This window comes from Pseudoalteromonas sp. S1610 (assembly GCF_005887465.1).
GTDB lineage: Bacteria > Pseudomonadota > Gammaproteobacteria > Enterobacterales > Alteromonadaceae > Pseudoalteromonas > Pseudoalteromonas undina.
Window position 1 is genome coordinate 16,601 of the sequence record NZ_PNDI01000028.1, and the last position, 20,535, is coordinate 37,135.

13 protein-coding genes are annotated in these 20,535 nt (G+C 39.8%); 11 read left to right on the plus strand and 2 right to left on the minus strand.

Annotated features, from left to right (window positions below; genetic code table 11):
- The first annotated feature begins 67 nt into the window (after positions 1-67).
- The 6 genes from CWB77_RS11675 to CWB77_RS11700 all read left to right on the plus strand — a co-directional run bounded on the left by CWB77_RS11675 (position 68) and on the right by CWB77_RS11700 (position 11,507).
- Positions 68-2,323, plus strand: a complete 2,256-nt coding sequence (locus CWB77_RS11675) for an aminotransferase class V-fold PLP-dependent enzyme (protein WP_138622829.1) — start codon at positions 68-70, stop codon at positions 2,321-2,323.
- A 310-nt stretch (positions 2,324-2,633) separates the two neighbouring features.
- Entirely contained in the window at positions 2,634-4,280 is a 1,647-nt protein-coding gene (pgi, locus tag CWB77_RS11680; protein WP_075169038.1) for a glucose-6-phosphate isomerase, read from the plus strand.
- Positions 4,281-4,516: 236 nt separating this feature from the next.
- Entirely contained in the window at positions 4,517-5,989 is a 1,473-nt protein-coding gene (gene zwf, locus CWB77_RS11685) for a glucose-6-phosphate dehydrogenase (protein WP_054201154.1), read from the plus strand.
- A gap of 3 nt (positions 5,990-5,992) precedes the next feature.
- The gene (gene pgl, locus CWB77_RS11690; protein ID WP_138622830.1) at positions 5,993-6,703 is read left to right on the plus strand and encodes a 6-phosphogluconolactonase; all 711 of its coding nucleotides are present in this window, start codon (positions 5,993-5,995) and stop codon (positions 6,701-6,703) included.
- A gap of 573 nt (positions 6,704-7,276) precedes the next feature.
- Positions 7,277-9,895, plus strand: a complete 2,619-nt coding sequence (locus CWB77_RS11695) for a TonB-dependent receptor (RefSeq protein WP_138622832.1) — start codon at positions 7,277-7,279, stop codon at positions 9,893-9,895.
- Between the two features lie 76 nt (positions 9,896-9,971).
- Positions 9,972-11,507, plus strand: coding sequence for a tryptophan halogenase family protein (locus CWB77_RS11700; protein ID WP_138622834.1), 1,536 nt, complete (start codon positions 9,972-9,974; stop codon positions 11,505-11,507).
- Between the two features lie 37 nt (positions 11,508-11,544).
- Here the strand turns inward: CWB77_RS11700 and CWB77_RS11705 are convergent, their stop codons facing one another.
- Entirely contained in the window at positions 11,545-12,255 is a 711-nt protein-coding gene (locus tag CWB77_RS11705) for a DUF6445 family protein (protein WP_138622836.1), read from the minus strand.
- 296 nt (positions 12,256-12,551) lie between these two features.
- Between CWB77_RS11705 and CWB77_RS11710 the strand changes: the two genes are divergently transcribed.
- From CWB77_RS11710 to CWB77_RS11730, 5 genes are all read left to right on the plus strand, one after another.
- Positions 12,552-13,256, plus strand: a complete 705-nt coding sequence (locus CWB77_RS11710; protein WP_010388497.1) for a SapC family protein — start codon at positions 12,552-12,554, stop codon at positions 13,254-13,256.
- 124 nt (positions 13,257-13,380) lie between these two features.
- Positions 13,381-14,421, plus strand: coding sequence for an isoaspartyl peptidase/L-asparaginase family protein (locus CWB77_RS11715; RefSeq protein ID WP_138622838.1), 1,041 nt, complete (start codon positions 13,381-13,383; stop codon positions 14,419-14,421).
- 128 nt (positions 14,422-14,549) lie between these two features.
- On the plus strand, positions 14,550-18,437 hold the full coding sequence (gene hrpA, locus CWB77_RS11720; protein ID WP_171043267.1) for an ATP-dependent RNA helicase HrpA: 3,888 nt from the start codon (positions 14,550-14,552) through the stop codon (positions 18,435-18,437).
- A 68-nt stretch (positions 18,438-18,505) separates the two neighbouring features.
- Positions 18,506-18,886: a response regulator gene (locus tag CWB77_RS11725; RefSeq protein ID WP_010388500.1), complete on the plus strand. Its 381-nt coding sequence runs from the start codon at positions 18,506-18,508 to the stop codon at positions 18,884-18,886.
- 8 nt (positions 18,887-18,894) lie between these two features.
- Positions 18,895-19,191 (plus strand): PilZ domain-containing protein, encoded by a 297-nt coding sequence (locus CWB77_RS11730; protein WP_010388503.1) that lies wholly within the window; start codon positions 18,895-18,897, stop codon positions 19,189-19,191.
- Between the two features lie 15 nt (positions 19,192-19,206).
- On the opposite strand, the gene CWB77_RS11735 is transcribed toward CWB77_RS11730, so the two are convergent.
- Positions 19,207-20,397, minus strand: a complete 1,191-nt coding sequence (locus CWB77_RS11735; protein ID WP_138622843.1) for a class I SAM-dependent methyltransferase — start codon at positions 20,395-20,397, stop codon at positions 19,207-19,209.
- Positions 20,398-20,535: the final 138 nt, after the last annotated feature.

Genomic DNA, 20,535 nt, shown 5'->3' on the forward strand with positions numbered 1-20,535 from the left:
TCATTCCTTTTAAAACTATGTACTATTGGGAATAAGATATATTTTTTAGTAATAAGGTGCGTTTTTAATGTCAGAGTTTTTATTGCCAGATGAACCCAACAACCAAGTTTATCTTGATGCAAATGCGACCACACCTGTATTGCCATGTATTGCAGAGGTGGTGTGCCATGCGATGCAAATTTGTTTTGGTAATCCCTCAAGCCCCCATATAACCGGTATTCAAGCCAAACACTTATTAGAACAAACGAGGCAAAAAGCGCGCAGCGTGATTGGTGCGCAGCAGGGCGATATATTATTTACCTCAGGTGCGACCGAAGGTATTCAAACTGCTATCGTATCAACCTTAATTAATGCCAAACAGCACACAAAATCTAAACCGGTTTTATTGTATGGAGCAACTGAGCATAAAGCGGTGCCTAATACATTAAAACATTGGAATGCCGTGCTTGAAATTAATGCTGAAATTATTGCTATTCCGGTTAACCGAGACGGTATTTTAGATTTAGACTTTATTGCTCAGCATATTGATAACGCCCTGATGATTTGTACTATGGCTGTTAATAATGAAACCGGTGTATACCAAGATTTAAGTGCTATAGAAGATGTGATCCGCAGTCGTAATAACGATGTGACTTGGATGGTTGACTGTGTGCAGGCACTGGGTAAACAACAACTCAACCTAAGCAAAACCACGATTGATTATGCGCCATTTTCAGGACATAAGCTCTATGCACCTAAAGGCATCGGATTATTGTATATTCGTAAAGGAAGCCCATACACGCCGTTTATAGCTGGTGGAGGCCAAGAAAGTGGCATGCGTTCAGGTACAGAAAACCTGCCCGGTATTGCTGGGCTTAATAAGCTGTTTAGTTTGCTGCTTGATAAGCAAGACGATACTTTTAAATCAGCTGATGTACTTAATTTGTATCGCGATAAACTGCATAGCGCTTTAGTAGACACCTTTGGAAGTATTACCTTTAATCATGATTTTGCCTGCTCAGTGCCCACAACACTAAACTTTGCAGTTAATGATTTAACCAGTAAAGAAGTTATTGATTTATTTGACGCTGCAGGTATTAGAGTCAGCGGTGGCTCAGCCTGTAGTACGGGCGCAACTCAAAGCTTTGTACTTGATGCGATGGGAGTGTCACAGTGGCAAAGTGAAAATGCGATTCGTTTATCGTTTGGGCCTGCTGCCACTATGGCGCAAATAGACTATGCATGTGAACAAATTCGCGCACTTAAAACAGTGTTACAAGCAAATTGTTTGGTTATTTCTGATAGTAGCTTAGTAGCACAAGAAGTATGTGCCTTGGGGCTTACCCAATTTAGACACCAAGGTGCTTGCAGTTGGTTGTATGTAGCTGATGATCAACAGGCAATTATTATTGACCCAATTATTGAACTGATCCCTCGATTTGAAAAAATAGTGAATACACAAAATTTAACTATTACTGCTATTTTAAACACGCATGAGCACCAAGATCGTCACTGTGCTCTTGATTTAATGCGCAGCGCACTCAAAACAAATTTAGTTGCTGGTGAAGTTGATCAATTAGGCTGGCCTGTTAATTGTGAACAATTGCAACTAACCGAACAAGTACTTGAAAAGCTAGCAACGCCTGGACACAGCCAAGATAGCGTGAGTTATTTATTAAAGGCTAATAACGGCGATGTACAGTACTGTTTTTGTGGTGATTTAATTTTACCTGCGGGGCTTGGTAATACAGTGCTTGATGGGGGAGATGCGATGCAGATGGCAGACTCTTTGACTAAGTTAACTGCAGAGCTTAATCCGCAAAGTGTGGTGTGCTCTGGGCATGATTATCAACAGTGTTTCGCCATGAATTGGGCTGTGCAACAGCAGCAAACACCTTTATTAAAAGCGCTTATTGAAGGTGATATCAGCCATACTGAATTTGCCATGCAAAAACAACATGCAGACTCACAACAACACACATTAGCAAATTCGCTTTGTGGTTATGTTAATGCAAAGCCTAAAGTCGAAACTTCGCAGCTTAGTTTTAATCAAGCGAAGGAAATGCTCTCAGATAACAGTGTATATTTAATTGATACCCGAGAGCCTTATGAGCATGGCGCTAACAATATCAGTGGATTGCTTAATGTGCCTGAGGCTAAAACTTTAAATATTCCTCTAAGCCGAATGGCCTATGCACTAACCCAAGGGCAACTAGATAAAAACAATCAATACATATTGGTGTGCCGCAGTGGAAATCGTTCAAAAATTGCGGCGGCAAACTTAATTGAACTTGGTTATAACCGCGTTTTTAACTTATCGGGTGGTTTAGCATTGACCAGCTAATAGTTTAATAAAAGAAAAAGGCCGACATGTGTCGGTCTTTTTTTTGCCTGCTTTAATCGAAGATTAATAAAATGTTCATTGTGCAGAGGGGGTGAACAGTTGTTAAATTCAATTTTTAATTTTATGATACCGGTGTCAAAAGCAAAAAATTGCGCTATTATCTGCATCAAAGCTTATAAAAATAACGCAATTTAGACCATTTAAGCTATAATGTTGGGCTTTGCTTTTTACAAAAATCGCTTGTTCAGTGTCGTAAAAAATAAAATAAAATGCTTAAAATCAATAGATTAATTAATTAGGGGATGTTTACATGGCGAGCCGTTCTGAGTTAGTAAGTTGGCAAGCACTAGAAAATAGTGCACAAAAGATGACACAAACACATCTGAAAACTTTATTTGCACAAGACGATTCTCGTTTTTCTCAATTCTCTACTCAAATTCCAGGTGTGTTGTTTGATTACTCAAAACAACGCATAGATGAAAACGTATTTGGTCAATTAATTTCATTAGCGAAAGAATGCGATATTGAAGCATGGCGTGAGAAAATGTTTACCGGTGAAAAAATTAATATCACCGAAGACCGTGCGGTTTTACATACTGCGCTTAGAAATCGCGCTCATACACCGCTTATTGTTGACGGCGAAAATATTACAGAAGCGGTCGATAGCGAACTTGCCAAAATTAAGACCTTTGTTGAAAAAGTGCGAAGTGGTCAATGGCTAGGTTACACCGGAAAAGCGGTAAAAGATGTGGTTAGCATTGGTGTTGGTGGTTCAAACTTAGGGCCGCAAACGGCAACTGAAGCACTTAAAGCAGTGGTTGATAAGCCATTAAACGTTCACTATGTTTCAAACGCAGATGGCGTACAAATTGCGTCAGTATTAGATAAAGTAGATCCTGAAACCACGTTATTTGTAATTTCGTCAAAGACATTTACTACCTCAGAAACCATGACTAACTCAAAAACAGCGGTTGATTGGTTTTTAGACAGTGCAAAAGATGACAGCGCTATAGCAAAGCATTTTGTTGCAGTAAGCACTAATTTAGAAAAAACTGCTGCATTTGGTATTAGTGACGAAAACGTATTTACAATGTGGGATTGGGTTGGCGGTCGTTTTTCACTTTGGAGTGCCATTGGTTTACCTATTGCACTTTATGCTGGGTTTGAAGCATTTGAGGCCATTTTAGAGGGAGCGTTTGAAGTTGATGAGCACTTTAAATCGGCGCCGCTAGAACAGAATATTCCTTTAATTATGGCGCTACTCAGTGTTTGGAATACCAGCTTTTTAGGGTTTGATTCGCAAGCTATTTTGCCATACGACCAAGCCCTGCATATGTTGCCAGCATATTTGCAACAAGGTGAAATGGAAAGTAATGGTAAACATGTAACCTTTGATGGACAGACAGTGCCATACACTACCGTGCCAATCATTTGGGGTATGACAGGGATAAACGGTCAGCATGCGTTTTATCAATGCCTGCACCAAGGTAATGTCATTGTTCCCGCTGACTTTATTGGCTCTGTAAAGCCTCAGGTTAACGTAGATAAGCATCACGATATTTTATTATCGAACTTTTTTGCACAAACCGAAGCACTAATGAACGGGGTCGATGCACAGCAGATAACGGCTGATTTAACAGCCAAAGGCAAAACGCCTGCACAAATTGAAATGCTGCTAAAGCATAAAATTCACCAAGGAAACCGCCCAACAACGTCTATATTATTAGACACGATTGATGCAAAAGCGGTCGGTCGATTAATTGCACTGTATGAGCACAAGATTTTTTGTCACGGTATTATTTTACAAATATGCTCATTTGATCAGTGGGGCGTAGAACTTGGTAAAGGCTTAGCATCTAAAATTGAAGCTGAATTAACCGATGATAACGTGGTTAATGAGCACGACAGCTCAACACAAGGCTTAATGGCGTACTACAAACAATACCGTACGCAGTAACATATTCACTTATTACACAATAAGTAACCAAATACCTTTGAACGGGTAGCGCTGGAGTCCTAGGGCCTGTATTTTTGTGAGAGGAATTACAGTGTCCCTAGACCCATTTTTTATGGCGCATATAACGAACAACAATTATTAGGCTTTGTGCTGAGGCCTACATTATCCAGATAATAAACCGCTATAACTGATTACCAATACGGTAGTGGCAGGTAGCATAAACGTAGAGAGTAACTATGCTTAATCCTTTTGATATTATAATTTTTGGGGGCGGTGGTGATCTTGCGTTACGCAAATTACTTCCTGCAATGTATCGAGCATATCAAGAAGGTAACTTACCGCAAGGCTCACGTATTTTGCCTACCGTGCGCGAACAAAGTAAATGCGATGAATACATCGATACAGCACACAAAGCATTACAAGAGTTTTTAAGTGAAGGCGAATATAACGCCAAAGATTGGAAATCGTTCTCAGACTTTTTAGTACCCGTAGTGAGCAATGTCACCGAAGCGGATGATAACTGGGATGTACTGAAAAAAATTCTAGATGAAGACGATAGCGATAAATCACGAGTATTTTATTTATCTCTCCCACCTGCTGTTTATGGCACCTGTTGTGAAATATTATCAACGAAAAAACTAATTACAGCGAACTCGCGTGTTGTAGTAGAAAAACCAATTGGTTACTGCGGTGAGTCAGCAGAAGTAATTAATGCGAAAATTGCACAGTACTTTAACGAAGAACAAATTTTCCGTATTGACCACTATTTAGGTAAAGAAACGGTGCAAAACTTAATGGCACTGCGTTTTTCAAATTCATTATTTGAGAACATGTGGGATGCTAAATCGATTGATAATATTCAAATTAGCTTGTCAGAAACAGTAGGACTTGAAAGCCGTGCAGGTTTTTATGACAAAGCCGGTGCCTTGCGTGACATGGTGCAAAACCACTTGTTACAACTACTTTGTTTAGTGGCTATGGAGTCACCGCATAAGTTAAACGCTAACAGCATCCGTAATGAAAAATTAAAAGTATTAGAAGCTTTACGTCCACTTGAAGGTACAGATGTAGATAATCATATTATTCGTGGTCAGTACGTACCCGGTGATTTAAACGGTAAAATAGTTCCAGGTTACCTTGAAGAGCTAAACGAGGGAGCGAGTAAAACCGAAACTTTCGTGGCTATTCGTGCGCATATTGATAACTGGCGTTGGGCAGGCGTGCCTTTTTATCTGCGCACCGGTAAACGAATGGCGAAGCGCTGCGCTGAAATTGTGGTTGAATATAAAAAAGTATCGCATAACGTGTATGAAGACAGCGTAGGCAATATTGAACCAAACCGTTTGGTTATTCGCTTACAGCCTCAAGAGAGTATTCAATTAACGCTTATGTCAAAGCGTCTTGATAACTTAGATATGCAACTTGAACCTGTAACGATGAATATTGAATTGTCACAAGCGTATAGTAATGGTTTCCATTCAGATGCTTACAAACGTTTAATGCTTGATGCAGCGGCTAATAACCCTTCTTTATTCATTCACCGCGACGAAGTACGCCAAGCTTGGAAATGGATTGATCCAATAATTGAACGTTGGCAAGAAAAGGGTAAACCTTCATTGTACCGAGCGGGTAGTTGGGGGCCTGAAGACGCCGATGAATTATTAGCAGAGAATAATCATGTTTGGTTTAACACCGGTGATAAGGCATAAATAATGGCAACAATAGTAGAGAAATTTTTTGACGATAAAGCCGCTTTAACTGAGGAATTATCTCAGTCATTAGAACAAGCATTACGTGATGGTATTGAGGCTGATGGCCGTGCAGTATTAATGGTTTCAGGGGGGTCTTCACCTGAGCCGGCTTATAAACATTTATCTACCCTTGATTTAAACTGGGCTCATGTTGATGTTGCTATGGTTGACGAACGTTGGGTCGAGGCAAGTCACGAAAAAAGTAATGAAGCATTCATTAAGCGTACTTTGCTACAAAACCATGGGGCAGAGGCTAATTTTATTAGTATGAAAAATGCAGCAGCCACTGCAGAGCAAGGTGTTGATGAATGTGAAACGCAGTTTCAAGCATTAAAACGCCCGTTTGATGTTACTATTTTAGGTATGGGTCCAGATGGACATACTGCTTCGTTATTTCCACATGCTCAAGGGTTGGAAAACGGATTAGATTCAAACCAACTTGTGTGTGCCATTAACGCAATTGAGAGTGATGTAACAGGTAGTATTACCGAACGAATGAGCTTAACGCTAAATGCAGTTTCACAGTCTAAAGTAGTTAAATTACTTATTAGTGGCGATGAAAAGCTGGCTGTGTATAAGCAAACTTTAGCGGGTGGTGATGTTAATGATATGCCGTTACGTGCAGTTCTAAATCACCCTGAGATCAACATTGAAGTGTATTGGGCACCTTAATTTAGTCTAAACTAGGTGCTTTAAAACCATGTTGTATTGATGGTTTAATGAAAGGTCAGTTGCTTTTGCTACTGGCCTTTTTTATTGCGACATGTTTTTGTCATTAATCAATTAATAACAAAGTGCTGTAAACATTTGAAGTTTAAATATTTCCCTTAAGCTAAGTACCTTTTAAATCCTCTTACATCTCCCAAAAGCCATTAACTAAAGCTTTATTTGTAAATTAAAACAATTAGTTAATCTTCAGGTACAATTGAGTAATATAGCATGTTAATCGCTTCAGCTATCCGCAAAGTCGACTACTCTAAATACATTAAGTATAAAAAAACGCCATTATTTACATGCTTGGTATGAAGAGTAAGCATCGGACGAACTCTACTTTTTTATAAAATAATAAATCAACATAAAATCAATGACTTAATTATATATGAGTTAAAATTCATACAAAAAGCGCGGAAAAATGTAGCAAAAATGTAATTTAGCATGTATGGTTTGTTACTACTATGACAGCGCTGTCATGGCGGTTAGGCAAAATGATAAACAAAACCAATAAAATGATTCGAGGGGAATCCTGTGTTAGCTAAAAATTTTAAAAAAAGCTTATTAGCAGTAAATATCGGCTTAGTTGTGGGAGCTGGCTTTACTGGTGCTGCATTCGCAGCCGATGAAGTTAAAGTTCAAGATGATGTTGAAGTCATTGAGGTACGCGGTATACGCGCTTCAAATAAAGAAAACTTAAACGGAAAACGTTTTTCTAATGCTGTTGTTGATGTTGTAACAGCGGAAGATGTTGGTAAGTTTCCTGATGGCGATGTAGGTGAATCTCTTGGTCGTATTTCTGGTGTAAGTGTATCTCGTCAATTTGGACAGGGTCAGCAAGTATCGATACGTGGTGCTTCAGCACAACTTACACGTACATTGCTTGATGGTCATACAGTTGCGTCAACAAGTTGGTTTGACCAACAAGCCGTAGACCGCAGTTTTAACTACTCATTATTACCTTCAGAATTAGTCGGCGGCTTAGAAGTTTATAAGTCGTCACAGGCTAATCTAGTTGAAGGTGGTATTGGTGGTACCGTTATTGTTAAAACACGTAAACCTCTAGATTTAGATGCAAACACTGTATTTGCAAGTGTAAAAGCTGATTATGGTACAGTTTCTGAAGAGACAGATCCTGAACTTTCTGGCTTATACAGTTGGAAAAATAATAATGAAACATTTGGTATCTTAGCGGCGGGTTCTTTATCAGAAGTAGATTACCAACGTAACGGTATTGAATCATCAGGTGGTTGGAGTGGCGGTATGGCACCAACAACATTCCAACAAGCACGTGAACGTACAGCTTATAATGTTGCCATGCAATACCAGCCATCAGATTCGCTTGTATTAGGCCTGACTTACACTAGCTTAGAGCTAGATGCAAATAATGCTAACTCGCAAATAATTATCTTCCCAGGCGACGGCTCATGTGAGCAAACTAATGCTTCAGGTAATTGTGTCTCTCGCACAATTGACGGAAATGGCACTGCTTTTTTCCAAACATGGGCGCGTAAAGCAAGCATGAAGTCTGATACGGTTGATTTTGACTGGCAATATGATGCAGAGTCATTCACATTCAAAGGTCGCGTAGGTAAAACCAGTGCTGACAGTGACGTAACAACTGCAAACTATGGTATGTTTACTAATAACAATAGTGATCTAAATGGCTCTATGGATATGACTGGTGATGTGACTAAATTTAATTTAGCAAACCAATCTTACGATGCGAGCATTTTACCTGATACCATCAGTCCGCAAACATGGGCGCCTGAATATAATCCTGATTCAGATGAAGAAAGCTACTTAAACTTAGACTTCGAAATTCCACTTGATCTGGGTGTGGTTACTGCTATTAAAACTGGTTTAAGATACGCCGATCATAAAGTTGTTCAAGATGGTAATGCTGCTATTGTAAACCCAGATTTAGTGCCTGTGCGAAATGCATCTGCATACTACCCCGGTACAGTGACTGCGGGCGGTGGCTTTGTTATACCTGAACCTGATATGGATTTAATGATTGCTGATTCATTAGCAATGACTGAAGGTTATACTGCACGCCCACAAGCTTATGGTACCATTGAAGAAGAAAATTTAGCAATCTATGCGATGGCTGATTTTGACGCAGGTGGTATTCGCGGTAATTTAGGTGTGCGTTACATCTCAACTGATATTTCGTCAGATTACTATGACTTAAGCGATGAAGGTGTTTACGATTCTACCTTATCTACAGATAAAGCAGATTACAGTGAGTTCTTACCAAGCTTAAACGTCGTTATGGACTTAGCTGATAACGTCATTTTACGTACCTCGGCAGCACAAGTTATTTCTCGTCCTAATTACGCTGACTTATTTGCAACGCGTAATCTAGCTGGCTATACAGATAATCGCCCTTTAAATGAAGTTTTAAATACTGGTAACGTTGGTTTAAGCCCGTTTAAAGCATTCCAAGCTGATATCGGTGTTGAATGGTATTTTGATGACGATGCAATGTTAAGCGTCACTTACTTTACTAAAGAAGTAAGTTCGTTTATCTCTACACAACAACAAACGAATCAACAAATTGGTATTGATATCCCAGTTTATACAACCAACCCAGATGCAGGCGAACCACCATGTGGCGCGCAGCAATATGACTGTTGGACAGTGAGCTCTTCTACCAATGGTACAGGTGGTTCAATTGAAGGTATTGAGTTCCAAATTCAAGATTCGTTTGATAACGGCTTTGGTTATTCATTTAACTATACCTATTCAGATGCTGAGGCTCCAGCAGATAACTACCCGGACCGTGTTGGTGTATTTTCTGATTCATCGAAAAATAGCTACAACGTAGTTGGTTTTTATGAAAATGATGATTTTTCTGCACGTTTAGCATATAACTGGCGTTCAGAGTTTATTATTCGTGAAGCACCAGGTTGGTATGGTAACCGTGAGCATCAAGCCTACGGACAGCTAGATTTCAGTGCAACGTACTCTGTAACTGACTACTTAGATGTTACTTTCGAAGGTATTAACTTAACAGAGGAAGACAGTATTCAGCTTGGTAATAATGATGCATCAACATCATTACCAAACCCTGATCTACTCAATGACTTCCCAGTGTGGAGCTTTGAAGGTGAAGCACGTTATAAACTTGGTGTAACAATGCGTTTCTAATATGCTGAGTTAATAAAAGTAATCTAGGCCCAGCATTGCTGGGCTTTTTTACGAGATTAAACATCATTGGTGATTTATGAATATAAAAAAAGTGGCAATTTTAGGTGGTGGAACAGCTGGTTGGTTAGCTGCAAACCACATTGGCAAAGAGCTGCTGAAGCGCAAAGGTGTTTCAGTGACTTTAATTGAGTCACCCGATATACCGCCAATTGGAGTAGGCGAAGGCACAGTACCCGACATAAGAAACACGCTAAAAGCTTTTGGTATTCGTGAAGATGAATTTATTCGCCAATGTGATGCGACGTTTAAGCAGTCGATAAAATTTGTTAACTGGATGGACAAGAAAAAGCATGGGGAAGGTAACTTTTTTCATCACTTGTTTGATGTGCCAAACCCCTACGATACTAAACATTTAACTCAACATTGGTTAAATGATAAGCAAAAATCAAAAAGTCATGCGCAGTATTTATCTTCTCAGCACGCTATTTGTGAGGCTGGTTTAGCCCCCAAAAGTATCACTAATGCCCAATATGAGGGCGAGTTAGCTTATGCGTACCATTTCAATGCAGGGAAATTTGCGCAACTGCTCTCGTGTAATGCAAAAGATAAGTTTTCGGTGTCTCACGTACATACCAATGTAACTCAAGTAAAGCTTGCTAATGATGGCACAATAGCAGCGTTAGTGACTGACAGCGAAGGTGAACTTGAATTTGACTTTTATATTGATTGTTCGGGTTTTGAATCTTTACTCATAGATAAAGCTTTAAAAGTCCCTTTCGTTGATGTGTCTGACACTTTACTTATTAATAGCGCCTTAGTTGTGCAAGTGCCTACAAAAGAAGACGAGGATATTCCACCTTATACGCTTGCTACCGCCCATCAAGCTGGCTGGATATGGGACATTGCGCTTACAAATAGGCGGGGAGTGGGTTTTGTTTATTCGAATAACCACATGACCGACGAACAAGCACATGAAAAACTGGACCGTTATCTAGGGGCAAGTAAGCAAGACCTTAGCTATCGAAAAATCCCCATGAGAGTAGGTTATCGTGAAAAGTTTTGGCATAAAAACTGTGTCGCACTTGGCTTAGCGCAAGGGTTTTTAGAGCCATTAGAGGCAACCTCCATTTTATTAACCGACTTTTCAGCGAAGTTTTTAACCCTACGTTTTCCATCATCAACAAAGCAGCTTGAACAGTTAGAAACGCGTTTTAATCACGCTATGGGGTATGCATGGGAGCGTGCTATTGATTTTATTAAATTACATTATTGTATTTCAGATAGAACAGATTCAGCTTTTTGGGTAGCCAATAAAAATGATGACACTACCTCTGAGTCATTAAAAGAAAAGCTTAGTTTGTGGGAAGAGTTCATTCCAGTTAGAGATGACTTTTTCAGCCAGTTTGAAGTATTTTACTTAGAGAACTTTTTATTTGTACTCTATGGAATGAATTACAACACTAAGGCATCGCCTTGTTCAAAAGCAGAGCATGAACATTGTCTAGTGCGTTTACAACAACGAGCTGAGATTGATAAATACTTACTTAATAAGCTACCCAATCACAGAGCGCTTTTAGATAAAATTAAACAATATGGCCTGCAGACAATCTAATATTTTGCGAAATGCGTAAGCGGTATATTCAAACAGCTCATCTCACACTTGCAAAAGAGGCTATCGAAAGACGGCCTTTTTTAGCATCGGCTAGGCAGCTTTGTTCAGAATAAATATTTGCACTGTGCAATAAGTTGCCTTGGTAAATAACAAGGCGGTTAAATTTAGCATCAACTTTAAAGACCTGCTCAAATAAACTGGTGCTGCCAGATAAATAGCCTTGATGTTCATCAGGGGCTTTTTTAACCTCATTAACTATATCTGTAAGTAGTGGCTTATGTTCTTGTTTAAATTCAATAACGTTTTTAGGTATATACTTATAAATACTTGTTCCACCAAGCTCCTCTGGCGATAAGTAATGTACAAATGCGTAATCTCTTTCATCACATGAATCAATATGCGGTACTTTTTGGTCAACAATTAAATTTGCTGGTTTGCATGAAACTAATGAAAGTAAACTTTTATGAAGAATAGACTCTCGATAATTTTTATTGTCTATTTTAGGCAGTATTTCATTTTGAAAAAACGCATGTAAAACCCTTAAGTAGGGTTGTGGCATATTGTCGCGAATGCCAGGATAGAAAGAATTGTCTGAAAACATAGGATTAAAATAGGCTATGTTATGGGCAAAATTCATTACACTATTGGTATCTAAAAGAAAATCATCTACAACGAAGGCTGATAGTTTAGTGCCTGGGATCATCAACTTTTCAATTATTAAGTTTGGGTTTACAGTTAAATTTTTCATTATTTAATGTCTATTTTTGATGGGCTTATTTAAATGTGAACTTTTTATTTAGGCACAAAATTAATATACCACCGAAGACAGCGTTGTCAAAGGGCGCTTTTTGAGCTAATTGTGTTTACGAATTTCTTCTTCAGTGGCGTTTATTGGTTATTTGTTGAAATAATAAGCGATAATGTTTTTGTTAATTATTAACGTACAAAATGACACAAAATTTTCACTTCCTTTTTGTCACCAAAACCATTAGCCTTAGGCCACTAACAGTAATAAATCAAATTAATAAATAACGGAGCAGTAACATGGCGGAGCAACAAGTACAGCCTTTACACAACGAAAAACATGCCAACACTAAAATTAAAAATGGCATCAACATCGAATTTATGAAAACTCAACACTTAGTGCCAGTGGTTGCACATGAGTTTGCGCGTATCGCCAATGAATTCCCAATGTCTTTTGTTAAAAATAACGAAACAGGTACTTTTCAAGCGGTTGCAATGTTTGGCCTAGAGCCAGGCGAAAATTTATTTATTGATGGCGACAAATGGACAGCATCATTTGCGCCTATGGCAACAACGCGTTACCCATTAGGTTTAGTAAAGCACCCAGAGCAAGATCAATTTGGTATCGTAATTGACGAAGCAAGCTCATTAGTTGGTGAAGAAGAGGGTAATGCATTATTCGAAAACGGTGAAGAAACTGATTACCTTAAGCGTCGTAAAGAAGCGTTAGTATCATTCATTGAGTTTTCTCAAGTAACTGATGCCTTCACTAAATTCCTTGCTGATAAAGAACTACTGGTAGCACAAACGCTAACAGTTGATATTAAAGGCGAGAAAAAAGACATCAACGGTATTTACCTTATCGATGAGAAGAAACTAAATGAGCTAAGCGATGCAGACTTCCTTGAGCTTCGTAAGCGCGGTTATTTAGCACCAATCTATTCTTTCTTAACGTCTACGCACCAAGTAGCACGTTTAGCACGTTTAAAAGCGCAACAAGCGTAACTTTAAACGAAATTAAAAAAGCGCCTTAGGGCGCTTTTTTTGTGCCATTAAACTCACTTCACTTGAAAAACGCTTCATAACCATTCACATTGGTTTTAATCCTGTATTTATAAAAGAACACACAATGAAAAAATCACTATTATTAGGGCTCATTGCAACAAGTTTAATTGGGTTGAGCACGCAGGCATTGAGTGAAAGCACAAATACGCCGTTTGCCATTGCGATTCATGGCGGTGCAGGCACGATTGAAAAAAGTAAATTTACGGCAGATCAAGAGCAAGCTTATCGCAATAAATTAGCAGAAGCTGTTGAGGCCGGATATAAGGTACTTGAACAAGGCGGAGAAAGCCTTGATGCAGTGACTACTGCCATTGAAGTACTTGAACAATCGCCTTATTTTAATGCCGGGCGTGGTGCGGTATATACCTATGATGGTAGTCACGAATTAGATGCCGCTATAATGGATGGTCGCAATCGTCAAGCAGGCGCTGTGTCAGGTATTAAACATATCGAAAGTCCAATTAAACTTGCCCGGTTAGTAATGGAAAAATCAGTGCATGTGATGTTAAGTGGTCAAGGTGCAGAAGAGTTTGCCAAAGAGCAAGGCGTGAGCCTAGTAGAGAACAATATATTTGATACTGAGCATCGTTATGAGGCTTTATTAAAAGCCAAAAAGAAACTCGAGGCGAGCAAAAATACCAGTAAAGATTATCAGGCAGCGCATAAAGCGTTACCAGTAAATTATAAAGTGGGCACAGTCGGAGCGGTGGCACTGGATAAACAAGGGAATTTAGCAGCAGGCACGTCAACCGGCGGAATGACCGCAAAACGTTTTGGTCGTATTGGCGATGCACCGGTTATTGGCGCAGGCACTTTTGCTGAAAATGCCTCATGTGCTGTTTCGGCAACTGGGCACGGCGAATATTTTATTCGTTATAATGTGGCAAGTGATATTTGTGCGCGAGTAAAGTACCAAGGTAAAACTATAGGTGAAGCAGGTAATGAAGTAATAAATGAGGTGCTTAAACCGATAGGGGGCACAGGCGGTGTTATTATTGTTGATACAAAAGGCAATATTAGTCTGCCGTTTAATACTACTGGCATGTATCGTGCGAGTAAGTCCAATACGCAAGCAACTTATGTAGGTATTTTTAGCGACGAATAAACGCAATTAGTCATTGGCTGGTGGTTTATATAATAATCCGCTGATTGTTATATTCTTTACAGGATTAACCCCAGCCATTTAATTTGCTACAATCGGGGCTCTTTGACTAATTTTTATAAGGTATGCAGGTGGTAAACCTAGGTCAGTTGTTTGGCGAGCTAAAAACGTGCTTAAAAAAAGATCAATTCAGTTTTAAAAAGCGTCTTCACGGCGTTAAAAAAATCACCGACGAGGCAAAACTTACCAGTGCGCTTGAAAAAATTGCGACTGATATTAGTCGCAGTCAAGCACTCAGAGAGCAGCGTTTAGCTGGGCTACCTAAAGTTACTTACCCTGAGCAATTACCGGTCAGTCAAAAAAAAGACACCGTTAAAGAGGCCATTGCTAATAATCAAGTGGTGATCATTGCAGGTGAAACCGGCTCAGGTAAAACCACACAAATACCTAAGATGTGTTTAGAGCTAGGCCGAGGCGTTGAGGGCTATATTGGCCATACGCAACCAAGGCGTCTAGCAGCACGCAGCGTTGCCAACCGTATTGCAGAAGAAATGCAATGTGAGCTTGGTCAGCAAGTCGGTTTTAAAATTCGTTTTAGCGATCAGGTATCTAATAACAGTTACATTAAACTGATGACCGACGGTATTTTATTAGCTGAAATACAACAAGACCGGTTTTTAAATCAATACGACACCATTATTATTGATGAAGCGCATGAACGTAGCCTAAACATTGATTTTATTTTAGGTTATCTTAAAAATTTACTCCCAAAACGCCCCGATTTAAAAGTTATTATCACCTCAGCAACTATCGATCCTGAGCGCTTTTCTAAGCATTTTGATGATGCACCTATTATTGAAGTATCAGGAAGAACGTTTCCAGTTGATGTACGCTATAACCCAATTAGTGATATTCAAAAAGAAGATATGGAAGCCGAAGGCGACCAACTTCAGGGGATTTTTGATGCGGTAGATGAACTTTGCGCCGAAGGCCCTGGCGATATTCTGATCTTTTTAAATGGTGAGCGAGAAATACGCGATACCGCCGATGCACTAAGCAAGCGTAATTTAAAACACACAGATGTATTACCTTTGTATTCAAGGCTATCGAACGCTGAGCAAAACCGTATTTTTGCGCCGCATTCGCGCCGCCATATTATACTCTCTACCAACGTCGCTGAAACATCGCTAACAGTACCTGGTATTCGTTATGTTATTGACCCGGGTACAGCGCGAATTAGTCGTTATAGTTATCGCACAAAAGTGCAACGTTTACCTATAGAGCCTATTTCGCAAGCCAGTGCTAATCAGCGAATGGGGCGTTGTGGACGTGTTGAAGCGGGTATTTGTATTCGTTTATATTCAGAAGATGACTTTTTATCGCGTCCTGAATTTACTGACCCTGAAATATTACGTACTAATTTAGCATCAGTTATTTTGCAAATGTTAGCCCTTGGGCTGGGTGATATGGCGCAATTTCCTTTTGTGCAAGCTCCAGATAGCCGCAATATTAATGATGGTTTAACATTGCTTGAAGAGTTACAAGCAGTAAAAGCGGCTAAGCGTCATCAAAAAACCAGCCTAACACAATCTGGGCGAGAGCTAAGTCGTTTGCCGGTTGATCCGCGTTTAGCAAAAATGGTGCTAACTGCACATAAACTGGGTGCATTGCGTGAGGTGATAGTTATTGTTGCCGCGCTTTCAATTCAAGACCCCCGCGAGCGACCACAAGAAAAACGCCAAGCCGCGAATGAAAAACATGGTCGCTTTGACGATCCAGACTCTGACTTTATTGCCTTTTTAAACCTGTGGAATTATTTAGAAGAGCAGCAAAGTGAGCTGACTAACAGCCAGTTTAGAAAGTTATGTCAAAAAGACTTTTTAGCCTATATGCGTATTCGTGAATGGCAAGATATCGTTTATCAAATCAGCACTGTGTGCAATGAAATGAAAATGAAAGCCACCACTAATGTCGCAGACAGTGAGCTTATTCACAAAGCACTTTTAAGTGGCATGCTCAGTCACATCGGTTTTAAAGACGAAAAGCAGCTATATAAAGGTGCGCGTAATAGCCAATTTCATATTTTCCCAGGCTCAGGCTTATTTAAAAAGAGTCCAAAATGGATGATGTCGGCTGAGTTGGTGGAAACCAGTAAACTCTATGCTCGTATTAATGCCAAAATTGATGTGAACTGGGTAGAACCGTTCGCTCAGCATTTAGTAAAACGCAGCTACACAGAACCCCACTGGGAGAAAAAGCCCGGTGCGGTCATCGCCTTTGAACAACAAACTCTGTATGGCTTATTAATTGTTAATAAACGCCGCTGTGTGTACAGCAATATTGACCCTAAAGTAAGCCGAGAGTTATTTATTCGCACAGCGCTGGTTGAACAAGAGCTGGGACTCAATGAAGGATTTTTACAATATAACCGCGAATTAATTGAAGATATTCAAGTGCTCGAGAACAAGTCGCGTAGGCGCGATATTTTAGTTGATGAGCAAACCTTATTTGAGTTTTACGAGAAAAAAATACCGAACGATATTAATAATCGTGCTGCGTTTATTAAGTGGTATAAAACACAAAAACAGCAAGACAAACGCTATCTGCACATGACGCGTGAAGAGCTCATGCAGCATGGTGCAAGTAGCATTACCGAATTTGACTATCCAGATACATGGCAACAAGATAACTTAATGTTGCCGCTTACTTATCATTTTGATCCAGGCCAAGCAGTTGATGGTGTTGCCGTGCAGATACCGGTTGCGCTATTAAACCAAGTTCAAGAAAGTGGTTTTGATTGGCATATACCGGCATTTCGTCATGAGCTAATTTGTGGGTTAATCAAGTCATTGCCAAAGTCACTTCGCCGTAACTTTGTCCCTGCGCCTAATTATGCCGATGCGGTGTTAGCGGCCATAGAGCCTCTACAAGGCTCGTTAATCGACTCACTAAGTAATCGGTTATTGCGCATGACTGGCGTGCGAGTCGACCCCGAGGCGTGGGATTTAACAGCCCTTGCTCCTCATTTAAGATTGCAGTTTGAAGTCCGTGATGAAAACGACCAACTTCTTGCCCGTGGGCTCGATTTAGCTAAGCTTAAAGCGCAGCTTCAAGGCAAAGTGACAGACACCTTATCTAAAGTGGCCGACAAAGGCATAGAAAAAACCGATTTAACCCAGTGGGATTTTGGTGAGTTACCAACATCGTATGTGAAAAAGCAAGGTCAATACGAAATTAAAGCCTACCCAGCACTAGTGGATAAAAAATCAACGGCCGCAGTAGAGCTATTCGATAACGAAATAAAAGCGCAATTAGCGCACCAGCAAGGTTTACGTCGTTTAGTACTGTTAAACGTGCCATCACCAATTAAATACCTGCAGCAAAACCTACCAAACAAAGCTAAATTAGGATTGTACTTTAATCCTTTTGGTAAAATTGCCGATTTAATAGATGACTGCATTGCATCAGGCGTTGATAGCCTATTAGTTAAATATGGTGACATTCGTACAAGTGAGGCATTTGAAACGGTTAAAGAGCATATTCGCGGCGAGTTAGGCGATACCGTTGTGGCCATTGCTACGCAGGTTGAGCAAGTACTGAGTATTGCGCATGCACTGCATAAAAAAATGAAAGGGCGTGTAGATTTAACCATGATCACCGCTCATGGGGATATTAAGTCTCAGCTAGAGTCGCTTATTTTTAAAGGCTTTGTCAGTCAACATGGGGCAGACAAACTAGGCGATTTAATTCGTTATTTAAAAGCGATTCAAAAACGCCTAGAAAAACTACCTGTTGACCCAAATCGTGATAGATTATGTGTGTTAGAGCTTGAAAAAGTAGCGCAAGAATATAAAAAACTAACGAATAAAACACCTAAAGTAATGCCATTGCCTACTGATGTTGAGGCTATTTTTTGGATGCAGCAAGAATTACGCGTATCCTTATTTGCACAAACCTTAGGTACGCCTTATCCAATTTCAGCAAAACGTGTGTTAAATGCGATAAAAGAAATTGAATAATCTCTTTATTCTCTATTAAGCTAAGTAAGTTAACAGAGGGACTAACTTGAGAAGGAAATGACATACCTATGTCCTCATTAATAAAACACAGAGCGCGACAGTTGTTAGTGGTTGATGATGAGTATTTCAATTTTGAAATACTCAAAGCAGGGTTAGCATCAACATTTGATTTGAGCTATGCTGACTCAGGTAAAAGTTGTTTAGCATCTGCGATTGCAAATCCGCCCGATATTATTTTGCTTGATGTGTGTATGCCAGGACTCGATGGTTATGATACGTGTCGCATACTTAAACACACGCCAGAGACAAAAAACATTCCGGTGGTCATGATATCTGGACTTGAGTCGGAGCTTGAACAACAAGCTGGCTTTGACGCAGGGTGTGATGCTTACGTTGTAAAACCTTTTTCTATCGCCGTACTACGAGAAAAAATTAATAATATTGTGTAGAGGGAATTATGTTTACCGAAGATAAGCGAAACTATAGACGTATGCAGGTTAACACGCCAGCGAAGTTAACCTCAATAGAGCCTGTTGCTGGGCTTAGTTACACTGGCACATGCCTTGATTTAAGTGCAACGGGTCTTTCATTACAACTCGATGATTTGTTAGAGCTTAACTCAATTTTATCGGTTGATATTGCATCAACACATCCGAGCATTGCACCATTGAAAGCCACCGTTAAGGTGATACGTGCCAGCACAGAAGAGGATGGCACGATAACCGCAGGGCTTGAAATTGTAGAGTTTAACTAACTACTTAATTAGTTTTTAGTAAACCTTACAAATAAGCCCTTTAAGGTAAAAGCCTTCAGGATAGCTGCCTGCAATAGGGTGGTCAGCTGCTTGATTTAAGCGCTCCATGATCAGTAAATCCTTACCTGCATCAAGGGCTGCATCTGCGACCACTTTTTGAAACAAGTTTTGCTCCATTAAACCAGAGCATGAGAATGTTAGCAGTGTGCCACCTGGCTTTAATATTTGCATCGCAATCATATTTATATCTTTATAACCACGACACGCCCCAGTTAACTGCGCTTTGTTATCAGCAAACTTTGGTGGGTCCATGACGATCGTATCAAACATCACCCCGTCTTCACGGTATTGGCGCAATAATTTAAAGACATCTTGTTTTACAAAGTCGACTTTATTTAAATCAAGGTTATTATGCTCTACATTGCGCTTTGCCGTATCAAGTGCTGGTTGTGAAACATCAACATTGGTTACATGTTTACAGCCACCGCGAAGGGCATAAAGAGAAAAAGTACCTGTATAACTAAAGCAATTTAATACGGTTTTGTCTTTTGAAAAACGCTCCAGTGCAGCTCGACTATCTCGTTGATCTAAATAAAAGCCAGTTTTATGGCCTTCCATTATATCAACTTCAATCTTTAAGCCATTTTCTTCAATTATGACAGGTTCAGTGGGTTCACTCCCCCAAAGCACGCCCTTAATAGGCTCTAGCCCTTCTTTGGTTCGAACATCTACATCTGAGCGCTCATAAATAGTAGAGCCTGGGAAAATAGCCATTAAAGCGCCAACAATTTCACCTTTGTGACGTTCTGCACCTGCGCTTAGTAATTGACACACAATTACATTATCAAACTTATCTATGGTAATACCGGGTAAGTAGTCTGATTCTGCTGCACATAACCTAAAGCCGGTAAGTCCACCTTCTTCAATTGCATGGCTGCGAGCTTCTAAAGCACGGCGAAGACGACGCTCAAAGAAATGTTGATCAATCACTTCTTTTTCGTCAAAGCTCCAAACACGAGCACGTATTTGTGAATGAGGACTGTAAGCTGCGGTGGCTAAAAATTTACCCTCACTGTCGTGTATGGTTACCGTGTCACCTAATCCAGGTTTACCTTTAATTTTTTTGATGGCTTTAGAAAATAACCAAGGGTGTTTTCTTTTTAATGATTTATCGCGACCAGCTTGCAGGTAAACGGCAGATGACATAAGGCTTCTCTGTAGTAATAAATAAGCGCTGTATTTTAGTCAAGGCTCGCGCAACATACAATGAATGTTTTGCAAGGGGCTTATAAATCGCGGTAAAGTAGCCATTATTAACTCGTTTAAATAGATTTTTGGAAATTC